At 63.4% G+C, this 23,236-nt stretch carries 23 protein-coding genes and 1 pseudogene; 12 read left to right on the top strand and 12 right to left on the bottom strand.

Annotated elements, in window-relative coordinates:
- Positions 1-146 precede the first annotated feature (146 nt).
- The 6 genes and pseudogenes from OEZ71_RS01465 (at position 147) to OEZ71_RS01440 (ending at position 7,144) form a co-directional block, all read left to right on the top strand.
- A complete protein-coding gene (locus OEZ71_RS01465) occupies positions 147-1,061 on the top strand; it encodes an AAA family ATPase (RefSeq protein ID WP_412175594.1) in 915 nt (304 codons plus the stop codon).
- 72 nt (positions 1,062-1,133) lie between these two features.
- Positions 1,134-2,393 (top strand): vWA domain-containing protein, encoded by a 1,260-nt coding sequence (locus OEZ71_RS01460; protein WP_263738147.1) that lies wholly within the window; start codon positions 1,134-1,136, stop codon positions 2,391-2,393.
- A gap of 99 nt (positions 2,394-2,492) precedes the next feature.
- Positions 2,493-4,415 carry an OmpA family protein gene (locus OEZ71_RS20225; RefSeq protein WP_318527789.1) on the top strand — a complete coding sequence of 641 codons (1,923 nt, stop codon included), beginning with the start codon at positions 2,493-2,495 and terminating at the stop codon, positions 4,413-4,415.
- An 84-nt stretch (positions 4,416-4,499) separates the two neighbouring features.
- A pseudogene (locus tag OEZ71_RS01450) lies at positions 4,500-4,973 on the top strand (DUF1203 domain-containing protein).
- 168 nt (positions 4,974-5,141) lie between these two features.
- Positions 5,142-6,116, top strand: a complete 975-nt coding sequence (locus OEZ71_RS01445) for an XdhC family protein (RefSeq protein WP_263738146.1) — start codon at positions 5,142-5,144, stop codon at positions 6,114-6,116.
- Positions 6,113-7,144: a molybdopterin-binding protein gene (locus OEZ71_RS01440; protein ID WP_263738145.1), complete on the top strand. Its 1,032-nt coding sequence runs from the start codon at positions 6,113-6,115 to the stop codon at positions 7,142-7,144. The genes OEZ71_RS01445 and OEZ71_RS01440 overlap by 4 nt, the downstream gene beginning before the upstream one ends.
- Before the next feature lie 150 nt (positions 7,145-7,294).
- Here the strand turns inward: OEZ71_RS01440 and OEZ71_RS01435 are convergent, their stop codons facing one another.
- Positions 7,295-7,729 (bottom strand): SRPBCC family protein, encoded by a 435-nt coding sequence (locus OEZ71_RS01435; RefSeq protein WP_263738144.1) that lies wholly within the window; start codon positions 7,727-7,729, stop codon positions 7,295-7,297.
- Positions 7,722-8,063, bottom strand: a complete 342-nt coding sequence (locus tag OEZ71_RS01430) for an ArsR/SmtB family transcription factor (RefSeq protein ID WP_263738143.1) — start codon at positions 8,061-8,063, stop codon at positions 7,722-7,724. Before OEZ71_RS01430 ends, OEZ71_RS01435 begins: the two co-directional genes overlap by 8 nt.
- Before the next feature lie 142 nt (positions 8,064-8,205).
- Between OEZ71_RS01430 and OEZ71_RS01425 the strand changes: the two genes are divergently transcribed.
- The 3 genes from OEZ71_RS01425 to OEZ71_RS01415 are packed head-to-tail and all read left to right on the top strand — an operon-like array spanning position 8,206 to position 11,880.
- Positions 8,206-8,691 carry a (2Fe-2S)-binding protein gene (locus OEZ71_RS01425; RefSeq protein ID WP_263738142.1) on the top strand — a complete coding sequence of 162 codons (486 nt, stop codon included), beginning with the start codon at positions 8,206-8,208 and terminating at the stop codon, positions 8,689-8,691.
- A 13-nt stretch (positions 8,692-8,704) separates the two neighbouring features.
- Positions 8,705-11,080: a xanthine dehydrogenase family protein molybdopterin-binding subunit gene (locus tag OEZ71_RS01420; RefSeq protein WP_263738141.1), complete on the top strand. Its 2,376-nt coding sequence runs from the start codon at positions 8,705-8,707 to the stop codon at positions 11,078-11,080.
- An 11-nt stretch (positions 11,081-11,091) separates the two neighbouring features.
- Positions 11,092-11,880, top strand: a complete 789-nt coding sequence (locus OEZ71_RS01415; protein WP_263738140.1) for an FAD binding domain-containing protein — start codon at positions 11,092-11,094, stop codon at positions 11,878-11,880.
- A 62-nt stretch (positions 11,881-11,942) separates the two neighbouring features.
- Here the strand turns inward: OEZ71_RS01415 and OEZ71_RS01410 are convergent, their stop codons facing one another.
- The 3 genes from OEZ71_RS01410 to infC form a co-directional block, all read right to left on the bottom strand.
- A complete protein-coding gene (locus OEZ71_RS01410; protein WP_263738139.1) occupies positions 11,943-12,728 on the bottom strand; it encodes a 23S rRNA (adenine(2030)-N(6))-methyltransferase RlmJ in 786 nt (261 codons plus the stop codon).
- 18 nt (positions 12,729-12,746) lie between these two features.
- Positions 12,747-14,009, bottom strand: coding sequence for a SulP family inorganic anion transporter (locus OEZ71_RS01405; RefSeq protein ID WP_263738138.1), 1,263 nt, complete (start codon positions 14,007-14,009; stop codon positions 12,747-12,749).
- A gap of 162 nt (positions 14,010-14,171) precedes the next feature.
- Entirely contained in the window at positions 14,172-14,849 is a 678-nt protein-coding gene (gene infC / locus OEZ71_RS01400; RefSeq protein ID WP_263738137.1) for a translation initiation factor IF-3, read from the bottom strand.
- A gap of 33 nt (positions 14,850-14,882) precedes the next feature.
- Between infC and OEZ71_RS01395 the strand changes: the two genes are divergently transcribed.
- The gene (locus OEZ71_RS01395; protein WP_263738136.1) at positions 14,883-15,437 is read left to right on the top strand and encodes a hypothetical protein; all 555 of its coding nucleotides are present in this window, start codon (positions 14,883-14,885) and stop codon (positions 15,435-15,437) included.
- 96 nt (positions 15,438-15,533) lie between these two features.
- On the opposite strand, the gene OEZ71_RS01390 is transcribed toward OEZ71_RS01395, so the two are convergent.
- The 5 genes from OEZ71_RS01390 to OEZ71_RS01370 form a co-directional block, all read right to left on the bottom strand.
- Positions 15,534-16,361, bottom strand: coding sequence for a ferredoxin--NADP reductase (locus OEZ71_RS01390; protein WP_263738135.1), 828 nt, complete (start codon positions 16,359-16,361; stop codon positions 15,534-15,536).
- A gap of 68 nt (positions 16,362-16,429) precedes the next feature.
- The gene (locus OEZ71_RS01385) at positions 16,430-16,804 is read right to left on the bottom strand and encodes a DUF934 domain-containing protein (protein WP_263738134.1); all 375 of its coding nucleotides are present in this window, start codon (positions 16,802-16,804) and stop codon (positions 16,430-16,432) included.
- Positions 16,801-17,568, bottom strand: a complete 768-nt coding sequence (locus OEZ71_RS01380; RefSeq protein WP_263738133.1) for a phosphoadenylyl-sulfate reductase — start codon at positions 17,566-17,568, stop codon at positions 16,801-16,803. The genes OEZ71_RS01385 and OEZ71_RS01380 overlap by 4 nt, the downstream gene beginning before the upstream one ends.
- The gene (locus tag OEZ71_RS01375) at positions 17,558-19,228 is read right to left on the bottom strand and encodes a nitrite/sulfite reductase (protein ID WP_263738132.1); all 1,671 of its coding nucleotides are present in this window, start codon (positions 19,226-19,228) and stop codon (positions 17,558-17,560) included. The genes OEZ71_RS01380 and OEZ71_RS01375 overlap by 11 nt, the downstream gene beginning before the upstream one ends.
- Positions 19,221-19,526, bottom strand: a complete 306-nt coding sequence (locus OEZ71_RS01370) for a DUF2849 domain-containing protein (protein WP_263738131.1) — start codon at positions 19,524-19,526, stop codon at positions 19,221-19,223. The genes OEZ71_RS01375 and OEZ71_RS01370 overlap by 8 nt, the downstream gene beginning before the upstream one ends.
- 161 nt (positions 19,527-19,687) lie before the next feature.
- Here OEZ71_RS01370 and OEZ71_RS01365 point away from each other — a divergent pair, with 161 nt between their 5' ends.
- Positions 19,688-20,149 (top strand): Lrp/AsnC family transcriptional regulator, encoded by a 462-nt coding sequence (locus OEZ71_RS01365; protein ID WP_263738130.1) that lies wholly within the window; start codon positions 19,688-19,690, stop codon positions 20,147-20,149.
- A 100-nt stretch (positions 20,150-20,249) separates the two neighbouring features.
- Here OEZ71_RS01365 and OEZ71_RS01360 read toward each other — a convergent pair whose 3' ends face one another.
- Both OEZ71_RS01360 and tpiA read right to left on the bottom strand, forming a co-directional pair.
- Positions 20,250-21,431 carry a cytochrome P450 gene (locus tag OEZ71_RS01360; protein WP_263738129.1) on the bottom strand — a complete coding sequence of 394 codons (1,182 nt, stop codon included), beginning with the start codon at positions 21,429-21,431 and terminating at the stop codon, positions 20,250-20,252.
- A 12-nt stretch (positions 21,432-21,443) separates the two neighbouring features.
- Positions 21,444-22,184, bottom strand: coding sequence for a triose-phosphate isomerase (gene tpiA, locus OEZ71_RS01355; RefSeq protein ID WP_263738128.1), 741 nt, complete (start codon positions 22,182-22,184; stop codon positions 21,444-21,446).
- Positions 22,185-22,303: 119 nt separating this feature from the next.
- Between tpiA and OEZ71_RS01350 the strand changes: the two genes are divergently transcribed.
- On the top strand, positions 22,304-23,233 hold the full coding sequence (locus OEZ71_RS01350) for an isopenicillin N synthase family dioxygenase (RefSeq protein WP_263738127.1): 930 nt from the start codon (positions 22,304-22,306) through the stop codon (positions 23,231-23,233).
- The last annotated feature ends 3 nt before the right edge of the window (positions 23,234-23,236 follow it).

Here is a 23,236-nt window from a genome sequence, read left to right as displayed (position 1 = left end):
GTGACTGCACCGAGCCATGCCGCCGCCAAACTGTCAATTGCCGCCGGATCCTTTGCGGTCTATTGGTCGCACTTCCCCACCCTAGGTCGCCCCTTGACCGCGCTCCCGAGGCCCACCAGCATGGTCGCGCCGTAAAGGAGCCCGTTGTGACTGCCATCCCAGCAACCATCGATGACGTCGAAACCCTGCTTGCCGGGCAGGACTACATCGCCGCCCGTCCGCTCGCTACTGTCGTATTCCTGGCGCTTAAACTTGGGCGGCCGCTCTTTCTGGAAGGTGAGGCGGGGGTCGGCAAGACCGAGATCGCCAAGGCCATCGCCTCAGGGCTTGGGCGGCGCCTGATCAGGCTGCAATGCTACGAAGGGCTCGATGCCGCCTCGGCCGTCTGCGACTGGAACTTCGCCGCCCAGATGATCGCGATCCGTACCGCCGAGGCCGGGGGAACCGCCGACCGCGATGCACTCCGGGCAGAGCTTTTTACCGAGGACTATCTGATCGAACGCCCGCTTCTGGCGGCGATGCGGCCCCAGCGGGGCGGCGCGCCAGTCCTGCTCATTGACGAACTGGACCGCACCGATGAACCTTTCGAAGCATTCCTGCTGGAGGCGCTCTCGGATTTTCAGGTCACGGTCCCCGAACTCGGCACGATTCATGCGCCCGAACCGCCCATCGTCATCCTCACATCCAACCGCACGCGCGAAGTGCATGACGCATTGAAACGGCGCTGTCTTTATCACTGGGTCGACTATCCAGATTTCGGCCGTGAAATGGAGATCGTCCATGCCCGTGCACCGGAAGCCACCGAAACACTCAGCCGCGAAGTGGTGGCCTTCGTGCAAAAACTGCGCGGCGAGGATCTGTTCAAGAAACCCGGCGTGGCGGAAACGATCGACTGGGCGAAATGCCTGCTCGCGCTCGACGTGATCGCTCTCAGCCCTGAGGTCATCGCCGATACGCTTGGCGCGATCCTGAAATATCAGGACGACATCCAGAAAATCGCCGGATCTCCCGCGAAGAAACTGTTGGACGAGGTCCGCGCTGAGCTCACTCCGGCGCAGTGATGTGCCACTCGGTCCACTTTCTGTCTGGAAATACTCCGGGAGTGCGGGGGCAGCGCCCCCGTGTGCCGACATATGGCTGAGGCATTGCCGCTCGATATCCCCGAGGACGGCAAACTTGCCGCCAATATCACCCATTTCGCCCGGGCGCTCCGCAAGGCGGGGCTGAAGGTCGGCCCCGGCCGTGTGGTCGACGCGATCCGCGCGGTTGAGGCGGCCGGGTTTACCGACCGACAGGACTTCTACTGGGTTCTTCACGCCTCTTTCGTCTCGCGCCCCGAAGATCGCGCGGTTTTTGCCCAGGTCTTCCGGCTCTACTGGCGCGATCCGCGTTATCTGGAACACATGATGAGCCTGATGCTGCCCGCCATCCACGGCGTACAGGAGGAGCGGCTTGCTAGACCGGCCGAAAAACGCGCGGCCGAGGCTTTGCTGGATGGCGCCCACCGTGATCTGCCCGAAGTTTCGCGCGAAGACGACGGCGAGACGGAGATCGAGATTGACGCCACCGCGACCGCATCGGCCGAGGAACGTTTGAAAACGCTCGACTTCGAACAGATGTCGGTGGCCGAGATTGCCGAGGCGAAGCGCATGATCGCGCGGCTGTCGCTGCCGGTGAAACCTCTCGCCTCGCGCCGCACGCGGCCTGCCATGCCGGGGGCGCTGGCCGACTGGCGGCGGACCATGCGCGCGGCGATCCGCCGTGGTGGCGAGTTCCGTGACCTGTCGATGAAGGCAAGGCGTGAACGCTGGCCCAATCTGGTGGTCCTGTGCGACATCTCTGGCTCCATGTCGAACTACAGTCGTATGGTGCTGCATTTCCTTCACGCCGTGGCAAACCGGAAAGGCGCGGGATGGGCGAAGGTGCATGCCTTCACCTTCGGCACGCGGCTGACCAACATCACCCGGCATCTGGCCAAGCGCGATGTTGATGCGGCCCTCGCCGCCGCCGGTGCCGAGGCGCAGGACTGGCAGGGTGGCACAAGGATCGGCGCCTGCCTGCATGAATTCAACCGCGACTGGTCGCGCCGGGTGATGGGGCAGGGGGCGGTCGTGCTTCTGATCTCCGACGGGCTCGACCGCGACCCTGCTGCCGATCTCGCGCGGGAAACGGAACGGCTGCACCTCTCGGCCCGCCGCCTGATCTGGGTCAACCCCTTGCTGCGCTGGGATGGGTTCGTTCCGAAGGCGCGGGGCATTGCGGCCATGCTGCCCCATGTCGACAGTTTCCGCGCCGGCCATTCGGTTGCCTCACTGGAGGCGCTGGGCGCGGCCATCGCGGCGTCCCACGACAACGGAGAAAAGGCGCGTCTGATGCGCTTGATCGGCGGATAGACGCCTGTTCATGTTTCATCGCTGGAGCGTGAAGGGAACTCGGTGCCGCCTTCGTGCATTAATCCACGACATATATTGTAACCAGTGGGAGATTGGCCCATGCGCCGAACCTGGAACACGACCACCGCGCTGATCACCAGCGTTTCGCTTGCCCTGCCGCTGCCGGTCCGGGCGCAGGAAGCATCCGTGCCGCAATTCATGTGTGCCGATGGCAGCGATGTGCCCTGCATGACCGGTGTGCCGGAACTGCCCTCAGCGGACATGATCTGCGAGGACGGGGCGGAACTGCCCTGTGCGGGCGGCGCCTTTGCCGTTCCGAGGGACGCGATGATCTGTGCCGATGGCGCCGAATTGCCATGCGTCGAGGGCGTCGCCGCGGGAGTGAAGCCGGAAATGGTCGATGTTCTGGCCACGATGCGTGCCAGCGCAGAGGCCGAGAGGGCTGCTTTGGCGGATGCTGCGGTTGTGCCGGAGGCAGAACCAGCCGAGGTCACGGATGCCGAACCCGCCGCGACCGAAGAGGTCGCGGCCGAAGCTGTTGTGGAAGACGCCGTCCCAGCAGGCGAGACTGACTCTGCTGAAGAGGTGGCCCCTGCCGAAGAAACTCCGAGCGAACAGGTCGCGACGGAAACCGCGCCGGCTGATGCGGGCGGTGAGGCTTCCGCTGACGAAACCGCGCTTTCCGAGGCGTTGGCGGCAGAAGCCGGTGTTGCGGAACCAGCGGCGACCGAAGACACGACGACCGCAACTGAAGCCACGGCAAGCGAAGCGGTGACGGATGAAGCGGCCCTCGCTGAGGCGCTGGCGGCCGATTCCGGCGGCACCGCGGAGGAACCGGCCTCGGAAGCGAGCGCAGCCGATGAGTCGGCACCGGAGGAAACGGCCGTTGCAGAGCAAACACCGGAGACCACTACCGAACCCGAGGTTGTGCCGGATCTTCCGGTCCAACCCGATGCTGCCTCGGGCGAGGCGCCCGTCGCCGCCGCGACCGAGATCACCGAGGATGCGGAGGCCGAGGCCACCGTCACCGAGGAAGTGGTGACTGAGGAAACTGCTCGATCCTCAGACGAGGATTTCGCCAACAAGGTCAACGAGACCGCCGCCGCACCCGCGATCGCCGCGAAGGATGACGATGATGGTCTCTCGAAGGGAGAAAAAGCAATTCTTCTTGGTCTTGGTGCTGTCGCGGTCGGTGCGCTGCTGTCAAACAACCGAAAGGTGGAACTGAACTCGGGCGACCGGGTCGTCGTGACGCGCGAGGACGGTTCCTATCAGATCATCAAGGATGACAACGCGCTTCTGCGTCAACCGGGATCGACGGTCAGGACTGAGACCTTCAACGACGGCTCGACCCGGACGACGGTCACGCGGGCGGATGGGTCGAAGATCGTGACGATCCGCGATGCTGAATACCGCGTGCTGAGGCGCGCCCATGTGGCCGTCGACGGGACCGAGACGCTGCTGATCGATGACACCGCCATGGTGGCGCCCGTGGTGGTTTCCGAACTGCCGCCGCCTGCCGTGCAGCCGGTCTTTACCTCTGATGCCGATGAGGATGCCCTGCGTGCGGCCCTAGAGCGACAGGCGGCTCTCGACCGGCGCTTCTCGCTCGCGCAGGTGCGCGACATCGCCGAGGTTCGGGCACTGGTCCCCGTAATCGACCTTGACGCAATCACGTTCGAGACAGGCTCGGCCGCAATCCGGCCGGATCAGGCGAAATCGCTCGCCCGTCTCGGGCGGTTGATCCAGTCCTATGTCGCCGATGATCCGCGCGAGGTCTTCCTGATCGAGGGTCACACCGATGCAGTGGGTTCGGCGGCCTACAACCTTGCCCTCTCGGACCGGCGCGCGGAATCGGTGGCTCTTGCCCTGACGGAATATTTCGCGGTGCCGCCGGAAAACATGGTCGTGCAGGGATACGGAGAGCAGTTCCTAAAGATCGAGACGCAGGATGCCGAGCGTGCCAACCGGCGGGCGAGCGTGCGGCGGATCACCGATCTTCTGCGGCAGGCAGCGAACTGATCACCTTGCAATGCGCAAGCTTCGGGTCGCGCGGGATGCTCCGCGCGGCCCATTTTTATCGGGAAGTCTGAAACGGAGGTCCGGATGAAACTGAATTACGAGTCGGTGGACAGCGATCTGGTCCGCGCCCTGCGTGCGGGCGGACCCGATGCAAATGGTCAGCCTGCCGAGCGCGGCGCGATCTCGGACGGGCACGGCACACCCTGCCGACATTGCCTCGGCCATGTACCCGCGGGTGGCGAATACCTCATCCTCGCCCATCGGCCTTTTCCCGAATTGCAGCCTTATGCCGAATGCGGGCCGATCTTTCTGTGTGCAGAGGACTGCAAGGCGTTTTGAGGCGAGGGGGTACCCGCGATCCTTTCGGTCAGCCCGGATTTCCATCTGAAAGGCTATTCGGCCGACTGTCGGATCGTCTACGGAACCGGGAAGGTCCTACCGAACGGCGAGATCGCGGCCTATGCGACGGAGCTTCTGTCCAGCCCGGGTATAGCCTTTGTTGATGTGAGGTCGGCCCGCAACAATTGCTTCCAGCTTCGCATCCGGCGCGCGGTGTGATCTGATTGCGGCCCCGTTCGGGGCCATTCCCCTACCTCGCCCCCTTTCTGGCAAAAGGGGGCTCAGGCGCCTCCGGCGGGAGTATTTGTGCCAAGAAGAATGGATGCGGAGTTTTGCCACTGGCGGGACGCGGGGTGCGGAGCCATATTGAGGCCGGGAGGAGAGGCCATGGATCGCGCCGAACACGACAGGATTCCGGAAATCGCGCTCGACTGGCATCGCGCCGGGAAGGGGGCGGTGCTGGCCACGGTGATCGAGACATGGGGCTCGGCGCCACGCCCCTTGGGATCGCAACTGGTGGTCTCAGGGGCGGGCGAGATGATGGGTTCGGTCTCGGGCGGCTGTGTCGAAGGTGCTGTGGTGGAGGAGGCGCGGGCTGCTTTGGCCGATGGCCGGTCAAGGGTTCTGACCTTTGGTGTGAGCGACGATGACGCCTTTGCAGTAGGCCTCGCCTGCGGCGGTCAGATACGGGTTCTCGTGGAGCCTGTCGGTTCCGTTCTGCCCGACGAGATGCTGTCCGATATCGTCATGGCACGGGCCGGGCGGCTGCCGGTCGCCTATGTTGTTCATCTGGACGGCTCAGCGCGTCGGCTGGAGCCGCGCGACGGGGCCTTCGCTAACCGGTTCCGGGCGGACAAATCGGGTGTCGAGGGCGACGAGTTCGTCCATATCCAAAACCCGCCCTTACGCATGATCGTGGTTGGTGCGGTCCATATCGCTCAGGCGCTTTTGCCGATGGCACGCGCCTGCGGTTATGATCCCGTCCTGATCGACCCGCGCGAGGCGTTTGGGTCCGATGCGCGGTTTCCGGGCGAAGTGATCAGCCATGACTGGCCCGACGAGGCGATGGCGGCGGTCGGGCTCGACCAGCGGACAGCGGTGGTGACGCTGACCCATGATGCTAAGCTCGACGATCCGGCGATCATGGCGGCCCTGCGGTCCGAGGTTTTCTATCTCGGCTGCCTCGGCTCGTCCCGGACCCACGCCAAGCGCGTGGCGCGGCTGGAGGAGGCGGGGTTCTCCGCTGCCGAGATTGCGCGCATCCATGCACCGGTCGGCGCCGATATCGGGGCTAAGTCGCCCGCCGAAATTGCGGTCTCGGTCATGGCGGAGATTACCCGGGTGCTGAGGCGGGGAGCATGAGGTTCGGGCCAGTTGCCCTGAACGCGGCCGAGGGTGCAGTGCTGGCCCATTCGCTGATGGTCGGTGGGCGCAAGCTGGGCAAGGGGCGGGTGCTGACGGCGGCCGATCTGGCGGGGATTGCTGCCGAGGGGTTTTCCGAGGTTACGGTTGCCCGGCTCGACCCGGGCGATGTCGGTGAGGATATGGCGGCGGCTCGGCTGGCTTCCGCGCTGTTGCCGGATCCGGATGCAGCCGGGCTGCGCTTCACATCGCCCCATGCCGGGCGCGTCAATCTGTATGCGGTGGGGTCGGGGATCGTCGACCTGGACGTGGACGCGATCCATGCGCTGAACCGCATCGACGCCGCGCTGACTTTGGCCGTGCTCGCACCCTATACGCGGGTGACAGAAGGGATGCTGGTCGGCACGGTGAAGGTCATCGCCTATGCCGTTGCGGGTACGGCGCTGGAGACAGGCTGCCGGGTGGCGTCGGGTGCGGTACGTGTGCGCCCGGTGGTGCGGCGCTCGGCGGGGCTGATCCTGACGGAGCCTGCCGGCGACAAGCTGGCCGAGAAGGGGCGCGAGGCGGTCGCTGGGCGCCTCAGGTCGCTCGGGATGGATCTGGCTGAGGTGGTGGTGGCGCGTCATGACGTTACCGCTGTCGCCGAAGCGCTCGGGCGGCTGTCGGGAGAGATGGTGCTGATCCTGACCGGGGCCGCGACATCGGACCTCTATGACGTGGCCCCCGAGGCGGTGCGGCGCGCAGGCGGCAGCGTGGCGCGGTTCGGGATGCCGGTCGATCCGGGGAACCTTCTGTTTCACGGCACGCTGAACGGGCGGCCGGTGATTGGCCTGCCGGGCTGCGCCCGTTCGCCCGCGCTCAACGGGGCCGACTGGGTGCTGGAACGGCTCGCCTGCGGGCTGAAGGTGACGGATGACGACATCGCGGCGATGGGGGTTGGGGGGCTATTGAAGGAAATCCCGATCCGGCCCCAACCGCGCGAGGGGCGGCGGGGCCGGGACGCTTTCGGCGGGAATGGTCAGGACTAAGGAAATGGCACGGTTCCGGTCTGAAGTTATACCCGGCTGCGCGGTTCTCAGCGTCTGATGGGCCAGACCGGGTTAGACAATGCTTGTTTGACCTGAGCAAGGATTCGACTCGTTGAGCCGGATCCTTGCGCAATGATCGTTGTTCGTTTCTCAGGCAAACTCCGCGCGCAGCGCGTCCAGAATTTCCGCCCAGCCCTTTTCATGATTGTATTTCATCTCTTCCGAGAGGAACTTCACATGGGTCAGGGTCACCCTCGTGCCGTCCGCCTCGGGTTTCAACGTCACCGTTACGGTCGATCCGTCGGTTGAAAAGGGCGATTCCCAAGTGAAGACGATCCGCTCGTGCGGGGTCAGGTCTAGGTAAGTTCCGGCATGGGGGATCTGCCTGTCGCCTGCTTGCATGAGGATGTCGAAACGCCCGCCGACGCGGGGATCGTTTTTGGCCTTCGGGATCGTCACATCGGCATCGGGGCGCATGAAACGTGACAGCATCGCGGGGTCGAGCCATGCGTCGTAGATGCGTTTCGTATCCGCCTTGATCAGGCGGGAAACGGTGAGGCGCAGGTCGATGGTAGCATCAGTCATTGTCGTTCTCCTCGGTTAGCAGCGAATTCAGGGCGTCGAGCCGCATCTCCCAGATCGAGCGAAGCTCGCGGAACCAGCGGTCGATTTCGGCCAGAGGTTCCATGCGAACCTCGATGATGTGTTCGCGCCAGGCGGTGCGGCGGCTGACGAGACCGGCGGCTTCCAGAACCTTGATGTGCTTTGAGACGGCATTGAGGCTCATCTCAAAACGGGCCGCGATTTCGGTGACACGGGTCGGGCCGTCCTGAGCGAGCAGCGTCAGGATGGCCCGCCGCGTCGGGTCGCTCGCGGCTTTCAGGATATCGGTCAGGGGTGTCGATTCTCGTTCAACCATATGGATGAATTATGCCAGTCAACGCTATCAGTCAACCAAAAAGTAGAATGACATAATCAAAAAAGATCTTTTGAAATGCGGTGTTCTCAGAATCCGAAAGCCGTGCTTAAGTGGCGAAAAGCAAGATTTCAGGGAGGACTTGATGACGAAGGTCACGATGACCGTGAACGGGAAAGCCGTGTCCGGTGAGGTTGAGGGGCGGACGCTGCTGTCGTCCTTCCTGCGCGAAGGGCTGGGCCTGACCGGAACCCATGTGGGCTGCGACACAAGCCAGTGCGGCGCCTGCGTGGTGCATGTCAACGGCAAGGCCGTGAAGTCCTGCACCATGTTCGCAGCAGATGCGTCCGGGGCAGATGTGCGCACCATCGAGGGGATGGCAAATCCCGATGGCTCGCTCGGGACCGTCCAGCAGGCGTTTCAGGACCATCACGGGCTGCAATGCGGTTTCTGCACGCCGGGCATGGTGATGTCGGCGGCGGCGCTTCTGGCCGAGAATCCGAAGCCCTCCGAGGCTGACGTGCGGAATTACCTTGAGGGCAATATCTGCCGCTGCACCGGGTATCACAACATCGTCAAGGCTGTCCTCGCCGCGTCCGGTCAGGACGTGTCGAAGATCGCGGCCGAGTAAGGGAGGGGATAACATGCCAAAGGATCACGGGATTGGCGCCAGTTCCAAGCGCCGCGAAGATATCCGTTTCCTCACCGGGAAAGGGGTCTATACCGACGACCTGAACCTTCATGGACAGGCCCATGCGGTTTTTGTCCGCTCCGAGGTGGCGCATGGCCGCATCGTGAAGATCGACACGTCCGGTGCGGCAGGAATGCCGGGCGTCCTTGCCGTCTTCACCGGCGAGGATTTCAAGGATGTCGGCGGCAATCCGGCGGGCTGGCTGATCAACTCGCGCAATGGCGAGCCGATGCGCGAACCGAAGCGCCCCGTCCTTGCCCATGGCAAGGTGCGCCATGTCGGTGATGCCTATGCCGCCGTGGTGGCGGAGACCTATGACCAAGCGAAGGATGCGGCCGAACAGCTGGCCGGCGATAGCGAGATCGAGGAATTGCCCGCGATCATCGACATGGCCGGCGCGCTCGCCGATGCGTCGAACCGCGTCCACGACGAGATCCCCGACAACCAGTGCTACGACTGGGGTTGGATCGAGGACAACCGCGCAGCGGTGGATGAGGCGATCAAGAATGCGCCGCATGTCACGACGCTGGAATTGGTGAACAACCGGCTGGTTCCGAACGCGATGGAACCACGCGCGTCGATTGGCGAGTATTTCCCCGGCACCGGCGACTACAAGCTGACCACGACGAGCCAGAACCCGCACCTGACGCGTCTTCTTGTGGCGGCTTTCGTGCTAGGTATCCCGGAGAACAAGCTGACCGTGGTTGCGCCCGATGTGGGCGGCGGCTTTGGATCGAAGATCTACCATTACGGTGAGGAAGCGCTCGTGCTGGCGGCGGCGAAGAAGCTCGCCCGGCCGGTGCGTTGGACGGCGGAGCGTTCGGAAAGCTTCCTGTCGGACGCCCATGGCCGCGACCATGTGACGAAGATCGAACTGGCCTGCGAAAAGGACGGCACCTTCATTGCCTTCAGGACCGAGACGATGGCCAATGTCGGGGCGTATCTGTCGAACTTCGCGACCGTGACGCCGACCTTCCTGCACGGCACGCTAATGGCAGGGCCCTACAAGGTGCCGCATGTCTATGTGAACGTGAAGACGGTCTTCACCAATACCGCACCGGTCGATGCCTATCGCGGTGCCGGACGGCCCGAGGCGACCTTCTCGCTGGAGCGGGTCGTCGACAAGATGTGCCGCGAACTGGGGCTTGATCCGTTCGAGGTGCGGCGCAAGAACCTGTTGACCAAGGACATGTTCCCCTACACGACGCCTGTGGGCCTTGCCTACGACACGGGCGACTATCATGCCACGCTCGACAAGGCGATTGAGATGGCGGACGTGGCGGGGTTCGAGGCGCGCCGTGCGGCCTCTGCCGCCAAGGGCAAGCTGCGTGGCATGGGGCTATCGACCTGGATCGAGGCCTGCGGCATTGCGCCGTCGCATCTCGTCGGTGTGCTCGGCTCCCGCGTCGGGCTTTACGATGCAGCGACCGTGCGGGTGAACGCGACCGGCAATATCAGTGTGATGACCGGCGCGCACAGCCATGGTCAGGGGCATGAAACCGTCTTTGCCCAGATCGTGGCCGACAGGCTCGGCATCCCGGAGGCTTCAGTTGAAATCGTTCATGGCGACACGTCGAAGATCCCGTTCGGCATGGGTTCCTACGGTTCGCGGTCTCTCGCGGTCTGCGGCTCGGCCATGAACCGCGCGGTCGACAAGATCATCGCCAAGGGCAAGAAGATCGCCGCACATATGCTGGAAGCCGCCGAGGAGGATATCACCTTCGAAAACGGCAGCTTCAGCGTGGCGGGGACCGATAAGGCCAAAACCTTCGGCGAGATTGCGTTCTCGGCCTATGTGCCGCACAACTACCCGCTGGAGACGCTGGAACCGGGGCTGGAGGAAACCGCCTTCTACGATCCTGCCAACTTCACCTATCCGGCAGGCGCCTATATCTGCGAGGTGGAGGTTGATCCCGACACCGGCAAGGTCGAGGTCGCGGCTTTCCACTGCGCCGACGATTTCGGCAATGTCATGAACCCGATGATCGTCGAAGGCCAGGTCCATGGCGGCGTCGGGCAGGGGATCGGTCAGGCCCTTTGCGAGAACACGTCCTATGACGGCAACGGCCAGCTTCTGAGCGGGTCCTACATGGACTACGCCATGCCGCGCGCCGATGACGTGCCGTTCTACAATGTGGACCATTCCTGCCAGACGCCATGCACCCACAACCCGCTCGGCGTCAAAGGCTGCGGCGAAGCGGGTGCCATCGGGTCGCCGCCTGCAGTCGTCAATGCCGTGATCGACGCGCTTCAGAGCGGCGGGCACAAGGTGGATCATATCGACATGCCAGTCAGCCCCTCGCGGGTCTGGGCGGCGATGCAGGGCTGAGGGAGGAAACCATGTACGCATTCGATTTCGAAAAGCCCACGACCATCGCCGACGCCGTGAAGGCGCTGGGGCGCGAGGACGCGCAGGCGCTGGGTGGCGGGCAGACCCTGATCCCCTCGCTGAAGCAGCGACTCGCGGCACCGTCGGTGTTGGTAAGCCTCTCTGGCATCAAGGAAATGCAGGGTGTCTGCACCGGCGATGACGGATCGCTCTGCATCGGCGGGGCGACGACCCATGCAACCGTGGCGAAGGAGGCGGCGGCGAAATACCCCGCACTGGCCGCACTTGCGAGTGGGATCGGCGATCCGGCGGTTCGGAACAAGGGCACGATCGGCGGCTCACTTGCCAATAACGACCCTTCGGCCTGCTATCCGGCGGCGGTCCTCGCCTCGGGCGCAACGATCGTGACCAATGCCCGGAAGATCGCGGCGGATGACTTCTTCGAAGGGCTTTTCGCCACCGCGCTGGAGCCGGGCGAGATCATCACCGAGGTTCGCTTCCCGATGCCCGAAAAGGCGAACTACCAGAAGTTCGACCAGCCCGCCTCGCGCTTTGCCCTGACTGGCGTATTCGTCGCGAAATATGCGGGTGGCGTCCGGGTTGCCGTCACTGGCGCTTCGGAGGAAGGCGTTTTCCGCTGGAGCGAGGCTGAAGCCGCCCTGTCGGGCAGCTTCTCAACCGACGCGGTGAAGGGGTTGAGCCTGAGCGCCGACGGCATGATCGGCGATCTGCATGGAACGCCTGCCTATCGCGCCCATCTGGCGAAGGTGCTTACGGCGCGGGCGGTTGCGGCCTCCTGAGGCTGCCTTTCGTCGAGCCGCATATGACCAAAGTAAGGCCGGGGGCGATCCCCGGCCTTTTTCTATGCCGAAAGAGAGGCAAAAACCGCACTCAATCGGTCCGCCTCATCTTCGGTTCCGAAGGGCGTGTTCAGGATGAACATGCCGGACCCGACCATGCCGTGTCCCTCCCGGGCAGGCGGAAAGCGCACCTCATGCCGCAAGGCCTTGGGATAGGAAGCGCGCTCCAATTCGGCCAGCATCGCCACATGCGCGCCGCTCGTCAGGATCGGATACCAGAGCACAATCACGCCGACATTCCACTTGGCATGAACCTTGGCGATCAGCGCGGGCAGGGCGGTGTAGTCGGTCTTCACCTCATAACTCGGGTCGATCAGCATCAGCCCCCGGCGTGGTTCAGGCGGGGTCACGGCCAGCGCCATCTGCGCCCCGTCCTCCTGCCGGATATGCGCACCGAACGGCTTCATCACCTCGCGCAACGCAGTGACCTCGCGGGGATGAAGCTCTGCCAGATGCATCCGGTCGCCATCGCGCAGCGAGAGCGCCGCGACAAGGGGAGAGCCGGGATAGGCCGTCGACCCGTGATGCGCCGAGACGCCTGACAGGACACGGGAATAGGGGTGATCTTCCGGAAACTGTCCGGCCAGCTTCCCGATCCCTGCAAGGGCTTCGCCGGTCTTCGCCGCTTCCGGCGCAGCAAGATCGTAGAGGCCACGTCCCGCATGGGTCTCGATATAAGTCAGGGGTTTTGCCTTGCGGGTCAGGTAGTCCAGCATCACCGCCAGCAGCGCATGTTTGTGCACGTCGGCCAGATTACCCGCGTGATAGATATGCTGATAGGAAAGCATCCGGCCCCTCGCGTCTGACTACCGCTCGGGCGTATCCCATTCCGCCGGCGGCACGTCCCTGCGCCTTAGCCTGAGAGCGAGGCCAACCGCAACGCCTACACCTATGGCCACCGTCAGATCAGCGACGAGGGTAAGGACCAATGTGAGGATCAGCATGATCCGGTCCGATCTGCGCGCGCGTGCATAATGCCCCCACTTCTGTGGCTCGCTCATGTTCCAGGCTGTGAGGATCAGCAGCGCGGCCAGCGCCGGCATTGCGAGGTAACCGGCGAGCGGGGCGGCGGCGATCACGAAGATCAGGATGGTCAGCGCGTGGATGATCCCGGCCACCGGCGTTCGCCCTCCTGCCCGGATATTCGTCGCCGTACGCGCGATTGCACCGGTTGCCGGAAGACCGCCCATGAATGCGGACCCGATATTGGCGAGGCCTTGTGCCAGTACCTCGGCATTTGGCCGGTGACGCGTATCCGTCATGCGATCCGCCACCATGGCTGACAGAAGCGATTCCACACCGGCAAGAAAGGCGATGACGAAGGCCGATGGAAGAAGCGTGGTCAGGCGGTCGAGCGTGATCTCGGGTAGCGACGGCAGAGGTAGGGATTGCGGCAGCGCCCCGAAACGGTCGGAAATCGTGTCGACGGGCAGATCGAAGAGGACGACTGCAGCCGATGTCAGCGCCACCGCGACGATCAGGCCCGGCGCCTTCGGCGCGGCGCGCCGGAATACGACGATCAGGACCATCGTCAGAAGCCCAAGGCCAAGCGTGACAAGGCTGAGACTGTCCCGGGCCTGCCAGAGAACGGGGAGTTTTTCGAGAAAATCGGCGGGAACCGAACCCGTCTGAAGCCCGAGAAGATCCTTCATCTGACTCGTCGCGATGATCGCGGCAATGCCGATCGTAAAGCCGTTGACGACCGCTTCGGGAATAAACGCGATCAGGTTGCCAAGCCGCAGCGCCGCGGCGATCAGGAGCAGGGCACCGGCCATCAGGGTGGCAATCAACAACCCGTCATAGCCATGTTCCGCGATCACCGCATAAACGACCACAATGAACGCGCCGGTCGGTCCGCCGATCTGCACCCGGCTGCCGCCGAAAGCGGAAATCAGGAAACCGCCGATGATCGCTGTCACCAGCCCCTGCGCCGGGGTGGCGCCCGATGCTATGGCGATGGCAATGCTCAGGGGCAGGGCCACCATGGCCACGGTCAGTCCGGCGGTAAGATCGGCGAGGAAGAGCGACCGGTTATATCCCCGGAGTGTAACAATGAGTTCCGGGTGCATCGACGCGTCCCTGACTGCCTCGTTCTTCGGTGATCCTAGGACCGGACCAGCCAGATTGCGAGTGACGCACGTGCAACGGTGACGAATTATCCGTTTACGATGTTCACAAACGAAAACGCCCCCGCAATTCGCGAGGGCGTGCAATCGTTCTGCTGATCCGGCTTATTTCGGGCCGATCATCATCACCATCTGACGGCCTTCGAGTTTCGGCATGTTTTCGATCTTGCCGATCTCCTCGACATCCGCCGCCACCCGTTTCAGAAGTTCCAGACCCAGTTCCTGGTGCGCCATCTCGCGGCCGCGGAAGCGCAGGGTGACCTTCACCTTGTCGCCGCCTTCGAGGAACTTCACGACCGAGCGCATCTTGACGTCGTAGTCATGCGTATCCGTGCCCGGACGGAATTTGATTTCCTTGATCTCGATGATCTTCTGCTTTTTGCGCGCCTCGGCCTCTTTCTTCTGCTGTTCGTATTTGAACTTGCCGAAGTCCATGATCTTGCAGACCGGCGGCACCGCGTTCGGTGAAATCTCAACGAGGTCCAGGCCGGCCTCTTCAGCCATTTGCATGGCGCGGGCGGGCGTGACGACTCCGACGTTTTCGCCCTCGGCGCCGATCAGGCGAATCTCGGGGGCACGAATGCGGTCATTGACGCGGGGTCCCGTATCGCGTTGCGGCGGGGCGTTGTGCGGTCTGCGGGCTATGGTGGCGCTCCTTCTGTCGTGGCCATTGCAAGTGGCGGGCAAACTAGTCGTCCGGGGAGGCCGATTCAAGCCGGATTCGGGTGCTTTGTATCGAAGCGCTTTTAACCGGTGATTGTTTCTGCCATAGCGACGCAGCAACTGAGGCGATCCTGTATCTTGAGGGATGACAAAATGAACCGGAATATTCTGATTGCTGCTGTCGTGCTGGTCCTGGCCGGCGGCGGGTACTGGTACTACTCCTCGGCCCAGAAAGCGGCTGAAGAGGCGGCTATGGCCCAAAAGGCAGCCGAAGAGGCTGCGGCTGCTGCCAAGGCCGCCGAGGAAGAAGCTGCTGCCAAGGCGGCTGAAGAGGCCAAAGCCGCCGAGGAAGCTGCCGCGGCCGCTGCCGCAGAAGCTGCCGCTGCCGCCGAGGCCGCCGCTGCCGAAGCCGCTGCTGCCGCCGCAGGCGCAGCCGATGCCGTGGGCGAGGCTGTTGAAGCTGCGACCGAAGCTGCCGGTGAGGCCGCTGACGCTGCCGCCGAAACCGCGTCTGAGGCCGCCGACGCTGTTGCCGACATCTTCGATCCGGCGAACTTTGACGCCGATGCCGTCAATGCCGCGATCGACGGTTCAACACTTGACGACGCGACGAAGACCACGCTGAAAGCCACGGTCGATGCCGCCAAGGACAGCCCGGAACTGCTCGGCGCAGCGCTCGATCAGGTCAAGGCTGCGCTCGGCCTCTGACCCTGACGGCAGAAAATAAGAACGCCGCGCGAACCGGGTTCGTGCGGCGTTTTTTTGAAAAAAAATTTAAGACCGTCTTGCCTCAGGGGGCGGTTGTCAGATCCCGTCCCCAACGAAGGCTTTCTCGACCACGTATTCCTGCGGTTCAGAATTCGCACCCTCGCGCAGGCCGAACCCTTCCAGCACCGCCTTCACATCGACGTTGAACGCGAGCGAGCCGCAGACCATCGCCCGGTCGGTGGCCGGGTCCATCGGTGGCAGGCCAAGATCCTCGAACACCTTGCCCGAGGTCAGGTTGTCGGTGATGCGGCCCATCTTCGGGCTCTCTTCCCGCGTTGTCGTCGGATAGTAAAGCAGCTTGCCTGCCACCATCTCGCCGATCAGCGGATCGTCCTGAAGGCTTTCGACCAGTTCCCGGCCATAATCCAGTTCCGCCTGTTCGCGGCAGGTATGCATCATGATGACCTGATCGAACTTCTCATAGGTCTCAGGATCGCGCATGAGCGAGGCGAAGGGCGCGATGCCGGTGCCGGTCGCAAGGAACCACACCCTTTTGCCGGGCAACAGCGCGTCATGAACGAGCGTGCCCACGGGTTTCGGGCGCAGGATGATCTCATCACCGGGCTGGATATGCTGAAGCTTCGATGTCAGCGGCCCGTCCGGCACCTTGATCGAATAGAATTCCAGCTCATCGTCCCAGGACGGCGAGGCGATGGAATAGGCGCGCAACAGCGGTTTGCCGTTATCGCCGAGAAGCCCGATCATCACGAACTCGCCCGAGCGGAAGCGCAGGCTCTGCGGCCGCGTTACGCGGAAGGAAAACAGCCGGTCGGTCCAGTGCTGGACCTGCGTCACGGTCTGGGCGTCCGGTAGCGTACGGACGGGTTTGGCGGTGGCTTCGTTCACTGTGTTCAAATCGTTCATGTTGCTTAGGGGCGCGCGTTGCCCGCCCATCCTTCTATTCAGGTTTTGGAATGGGGGAAACCCCGCTGTCAGGCTTTCAGCCGCGACCGATAGTCATGGTCGGCCCAGTCGGCACGGAAGATCCACTGGTCCTGCGGTTGGCGTGCGGCCAGATCGTCGGAGATCTCCACTTCGTCGAAACCGCAGCGCCGCGCCATCGTGAATTGATCGGCAAGGACATGGCCCTTGGCCCGCAGACGCCCGGAATAGCCGCGCGCACGAAGGTGCCGCGCGAGGGTAAAGCCCCGACCATCGGCCGAGGAAGGGAAGGCGACGCGGATCAGGTCCACGCCGTCGAATGCCGCAGGAAGCGCATCGGGGCTGGTATCCTGTGCAATATCGAGCGCATTCGCGCCCGCGTAGTCATCGGCGTGAAAGCCGTCGTCGCGCACGATCACGCTCATGCTGCATTCTCCTTCTGATCGTCCTGCGGTACGGGGCCACGGACGGCCTTTCCGTTCACGAAGTGAATGCCGCATTCCTGTTTCTGCGTTCCGCGCCAGCGTCCTGCGCGGGGATCTTCACCTTCCTTCACCGGGCTGGTGCAGGGCGCGCAGCCGATCGAAGGATAACCCTTCGCCACCAGCGGGTGGCGCGGCAGGTTGTTGTTGACGATATAGTCCTCAAGGTCCTCGCGCCCCCAATGGGCCAGCGGGTTGACCTTGATGCGCCGGTCTTCCTCATTCTCGAAGAAGTCAAGCGCGGCGCGGGTGCCTGCCTGAAAGCGTTTCCGCCCGGTGATCCAGCCGTCGAAGCCCTGAAGCGCACGTTCCAGCGGCACGACCTTGCGCAAGGCGCAGCAGGCATCGGTGCTGAACTGGTGCAGAGTCCCGTCCGGGTCTTCGAAAGCCGTATCCCGCCGGTCAGCGCGGATCGTGCGCACGTCCGTGAGGTTCAGCTTGTCCGCCAGTTCGCGCTGATATTCCAGTGTTTCGAGGAACAGCATCTGGGTGTCGATGAAGATGACGGGCGTGCCGGGGGCCACGACCGAGACTAGGTGCAGAAGCACCACCGATTCCGCCCCGAAGGAGGAGACGAGCGCCACGTTGCCCAGTTCCGGATCGAAGAGCGCGCGTTCAAGGACCGCTGTCGCCGAATGATGGCGATAGCGGTCGTTGAGCGTGGCCACTCGGCTCGCAATCGAGGGCAAGGGTGCCTCAAGCGGCATCGCGGGCAGCCTCGGCGGGATAGAGTGCGGCCTTGAACGGCTCCGCCCCAAGGCGGCGATAGGCTTCAAGGAAGGTCTCGGACGCGTCCTCGCGAACCTCGATATAGGCGCGCAGGAGGCGCTCGATGGCGGGCACGATCTCATCGTAGGCAAAGCCGGGGCCCGCGCGTTCGCCGATCACCATATTCTCGGTGTGATCGCCGCCGAGCGTGATCTGGTAATTCTCCACGCCCGCACGGTCGAGGCCGAGAATGCCGATATGGCCGACATGGTGATGGCCGCAGGCGTTGATGCAGCCCGAAATCTTGATCTTGAGCTGGCCGATTTCCTCTTCCAGACCGATGGCCTTGAAATGGGTGCTGAGTTCCTGCGCGACCGGGATCGAACGCGCCGTGGCCAGCGCGCAATAATCCATGCCGGGGCAGGCGATGATGTCGGAGACGAGCCCGATATTCGCGGTTGCCAGCCCTTCGGTCTTCAGCGCCGCATGAAGCGCCGGCAGGTCCGATTTGTGGACATGCGGCAGGATCACGTTCTGTTCATGGCTGATACGCAGCTCGCCATGGCCATAGGTCTCGGCCAGATCGGCCAGAAGCCGCATCTGGGCCGAGGTCGCGTCGCCGGGGGTTGCGCCATGCGCCTTGAGGGACACGGTCACGATGGCATAGCCGGGGGCGCGGTGTTCGGTCAGGTTGGTGTCTGTCCAGGAGCGGAAGACCGGGTCGCTGTTGCGTGCGGCCAGATAGGCGTCTTCCGGTACGTTGCGGAAGGCCGGGGCGGCGAAGAAGGTTTCGATTTCACGCAGCACATCTGCGCTGACGCCGCCGAATTCCTGCTTGGTGACCTTGAAACGTTCGCCAACGGCGTCACGGAACTTCTCCATGCCGTTTTCAAAGACGGTGATCTTGATCCGCGCCTTGTACTTGTTGTCGCGGCGGCCCATCAGGTTGTAGACCGAGACGATGGCTTCAAGGTAGGGCAGCAGATCTTCCTTCTTGACGAAGGGCTTGATGACCTGACCGACCATCGGCGTGCGACCAAGGCCGCCGCCAACCAGCACCTCATAGCCGGTCTGGCCGCCGCTACCGCGGACGATGCGCAGGCCGATATCGTGCGACTTTGTCACGGCGCGGTCGTTCGGCGAGCCGGTGACGCCGATCTTGAACTTGCGCGGAAGGGCCTGGAATTCCGGGTGGTCGGTCGACCATTGGCGGATCAGTTCGGCCGTCGGGCGCGGATCCTCGATTTCATCAGCGGCGGCGCCGGCGAAATGATCGGCGGTGACGTTGCGGATGGTGTTGCCCGAGGTCTGGATCGCATGCATCTGCACATCGCCCAAGGCGTCGAGCATGTCGGGCACGTCGGTCAGTTTCGGCCAGTTGTACTGGATGTTCTGCCGCGTGGTGAAATGGCCATAGCCCTTGTCCCAGCGCTCGGCGATCATCGCGAGCTGGCGCATCTGGTCGGCTGACAGTGTGCCATAGGGGATTGCCACCCGCAGCATATAGGCATGCAGTTGCAGGTAGAGCCCGTTCATCAGGCGCAGGGGTTTGAATTCATCCTCGGTCAGCGAACCGTCGATGCGGCGCGCGACCTGCGCGCGGAACTGCGCGTTGCGTTGACGGATGAAGGCCTCGTCGAAGTCGTTGTACTTATACATGACGGGTCTCCTGCTTGCCGTGCGCGTAGTTCGAAGGGCCGCGGGTGCGGAACGCTTCGCGGAAATGGATGGGTTCGGGGCCGGTGGCGCCCGGTTTCGCCTCGGCGAGATAAGCGCCGACGATGATATTCTTCTGGCTTTCGGCCTTCAGAAGGCGCAGTTGGGCATGCGCCTCGTCCTCGATCAGCTCGGCCTCGGCATGGTCACGGCTCCAGCGGTCATCGGCGGTCAGATAGACGACATCGCCTTCGATCAGCGCATTCGCGGTGACGACTTTCGGTGTAAAGGCGCGGGCCATGGGTGAAGTCCTTTCGGGTCGGCGGGGCCGTTCGGGTGATTTCTTGGATCTAATATAGGAAATTTTCCCAATATTCCGCCAGATACCCTTGCTAATAAGGACATATGTTCTGTATCGATGTCGAAAAGGAACCAGCGTTTCGGATTCGAAGGGAAAAACGAATGTCAGTCCGTTTGGATGAGATGGACAGGAAAATCCTCGGCGAGTTGCAGGAGGATGCCTCCCAGTCCCTGGATGAAATTGCCCGCAAGATCGGGTCCTCGAAGACCCCGGTCTGGAACCGCATCCGCAAGATGAAGGAGGCCGGCGTGATCGGCCGTCAGACGGTACTTCTGGATGCCGATGCTTTAGGGCTGGAGGCTTGTTTCTTTGTCCTGATCCGCACGTCGGAACATGAGGCGGACTGGCAAAAGAAGTTCTTGCGTACGCTGCGCAATCGCCCCGAAGTGCTGGAGGCGCACCGGCTGGCGGGCGATATCGACTATATCCTCAAGGTCCGGGTCCAGAATGCCCGCGCCTATGACACCTTCTATCAGGCGCTGATTTCCGAGGTGAAGATATATAACGTCACCGCACTTCTGAGCATGGAGGAGATCAAGTCGACGACGCTTCTGCCGCTGTGATGACGCCGGGGGTTTCACACCCCGTCGTCCATTGGTTCTCGAACCAATGGCGCATCAATGGACGACCCCGTGGAGTATTTTTAGAAAGAAAGTGACGGAATCAGGCTCGGACAATGAGCCGTTCGAGCCCGTGGAAATGGTAGAGATTGGCATAGCGTGGTGAGGCGGACAGTCGGAGCTCGGGCAGGCGGTCGAAGAGGATCGGCAGGGCGGTTGTCAGTTCGAGACGCGCCAGAGGTGCGCCGACGCAGAAATGCAGGCCCACACCGAAGCTGAGATTGGCTTTGACCGGGCGGGAAGGGTCGAAACGCTCGGACCGGTCCCATTGGCGCGGATCGCGGTTGGCGGCGGCCAGAAGGCAGCCGACCTCATCGCCGCGCCGGAACGTGTGACCGGCGACCTCGATATCCTCGTAGGCGTGGCGGGTGAAGAGATGCAACGGCGGGTCGTGGCGGAGGATTTCCTCCACCGTGGCGTCGACGGAGTCCCGTGTCAGCGCATCCGATCCGAACCCGTTTTCAAGCAGTGCCTTTACGCCATTGCCGATTGTGTGGACCGTCGCCTCGTGGCCCGCGTTCAGAAGCAGGATGCAGGTCGTGATCAACTCGTCGATAGATAGCTTCTCGCCTTCCATCTCGGCGGCGATGAGATGGGTGATGAGATCGTCAGCGGGTTTCGCGCGGCGTTCCTCGACATAGGCGCGCAGGAAGGCCACGAAGGCCTCGGTCGCGGCGACTGCGCTCTCTTCCATCGCCCGGTCGCGGCGGGCCTGATACATGCCGACCATAGCGTTCGACCAGGTCAGCAGATCGTCGGCGCGATCCTCGGGAACGCCCAGAAGGCGGGCGATGACGATCACCGGCAGTTTCTGGGCGAAATGGGTGATCAGGTCGAATTCGCCAACCGGGAAGGCGTCGATCAGGTCATGGGTCAGCGTCGCGATTTCGGGTTCCAGCGCAGCGATCCGGCGTGAGGTAAAGGCGCGTAGAACCAGCGAGCGCAGCCGCGTGTGACGCGGCGGTTCCAGTTCCAGCATCGAATGCGCTTCGACCGCGTAAAAGGGTTTCACGTGGTCGGGCACCGCTGCCCGCTTCTCCTCGGGCACTTCACGCCCGAAGCGGCGGTCGCGCAGGATGGCGCCGACCGTGGTGGCCGAAGTGGCGCAGATCAGGTCGTAGTCCTGCCAGTGAAACAGGGAACCGGTCGCCCGCGCGCGGTCGTAAAACGGGTAGGGGTTCTGCACGAAGACGTCGTCCGTCGGCGACTGGTTGAGGCTTTGCACCGGCAGGACCTGTCAGGCGGCGTCAAGAGCGGTGATGATTCCGCCAAAATCCGCAGCCTTCAGGCTCGCCCCGCCGACAAGCGCCCCGTCGACATTCGAGACGGCAAAGATCTCGGCCGCGTTTGAGGGTTTGACCGACCCGCCATAGAGCAGTCGGAAGCCCTCGGCATCGTCAAAGCGTTCGGCCAATTGCCCGCGCATGAAGTCATGCACCTCGGCGATTTGGTCGAGTGTCGGCGTCCGACCGGTGCCAATGGCCCAGACCGGCTCATAGGCGATGACGGTGTTGGAAGCCGTCGCTTCGTCGGGCACCGACCCGGCCAACTGGGTTCCGATCACGGAAAGGGTCTGACCCGCATCGCGTTCGGCTTCGGTCTCACCCACGCAGATCACCGCGACCAGCCCGGCACCCAGCGCGGCTTCGGCCTTGGCGCGGACAAGAGCGTTATCCTCGCCATGATCGGCGCGGCGTTCGGAATGGCCAAGGATAACGTGACTTGCCCCCGCATGGGCAAGCATTCCGGCCGAGATATCGCCGGTATGCGCGCCGGAAGCGTTCTGGTGACAATCCTGTCCGCCGACCATGATGGGGCCGCGTTCGCTTGCGGCCATCCGCGCGATAAGCGTCGCGGGCGGGCAGATCAGCACCTCACAGGTCGGGGCGGCGTGCGCAGCCGCCAGCGCGCGAATTTCGGCAAGGCTGTCACCGGTCCCGTTCATCTTCCAGTTTCCGGCGGCAAGCTTGCGGCGCATCGGCGAAGTTCCTCCTGTTGTCTCCGAACCAAGGTCTAGCAATTGCGGGAACGCGCGGAAAGGGGTTGCAGTTGACCCAGCGTCAAGGCATGGGGGCAACCTGTAGTTGAGAGGCGGCGATGATCCCGAGAATTGACGCAAAGTCCCTGTTCGACCGTGATCCCGGCGCGGTCGATGCTGTCAGGCGCGGCGTATCTGACCCGGGTTTCCTCGTTGTCCACAACACCCCGATTTCACCTGCGCGGATCACCGCGCTGATTGCGGGCTACCGGGAATTCTTTGCGCTGCCCGCCGCTGAAAAGGCGCGATACGACATGGCGCGGACCGGATCGAACCGGGGCTGGGGTGCGCCCGGGTCTGAACAGGTCGATCCCGAGGCAAATCCCGACTACAAGCAGGTCTTCGACTGCGGGCTGGAGCTGAACCCTGCCGATCCGCTGGCTGCGTCGGGCCTGCGCTGCTACGCGCCGAATCTCTGGCCGTCCAAGCCCGCCGGGTTCGCATCCGCCCTTCAATGCTATTACCGGGAGGCCTGCGCCTTTTCCCTTGGCCTTCTCAGTGCCATTGCCGAGGCGATTGGCGAGGACGCGGACTATTTCGCTGACAAGTTCACCCGGCCGATGGCGCTTCTGCGCGGCAACTACTATCCTGAACGTCCCGCCTGGGCGACCGAGAAGGATTTCGGCATCGCGACCCATACCGATTATGGCTGCCTGACGCTTCTGGCGACCGACGGTTCGCCCGGGCTGGAGGTCAGGACGCAGGGCGGCGGCTGGCTGCCGGTCAGTGCACCGCCGGGCGAATTCATTATCAATTTCGGCGAGATGCTGGAGATGTGGACGGCGGGCCGGGTCCAGGCGACGCCGCACCGGGTCAGCGGTACGCAGGAGGAACGGATCTCCGTGCCACTGTTCTTCAACCCCAACCACGATGCCAATGTGGCGCCCATAGGGTCGGGTCGGGTGATCCGGGCGGTCGATCACCTGCAGAAGCGGTATGATGAGACCTATGTTCACCTTCAGACGCGGAGCGCAGAGCCTGCAAACTGATGT

Origin of the sequence: Albidovulum litorale, assembly GCF_025751495.1 — a bacterium.
Taxonomy (GTDB): Bacteria; Pseudomonadota; Alphaproteobacteria; order Rhodobacterales; family Rhodobacteraceae; genus Albidovulum; species Albidovulum litorale.
Note: the sequence above shows the minus strand (reverse complement) of the source record. Positions and strands in the feature narration are given on the sequence as shown.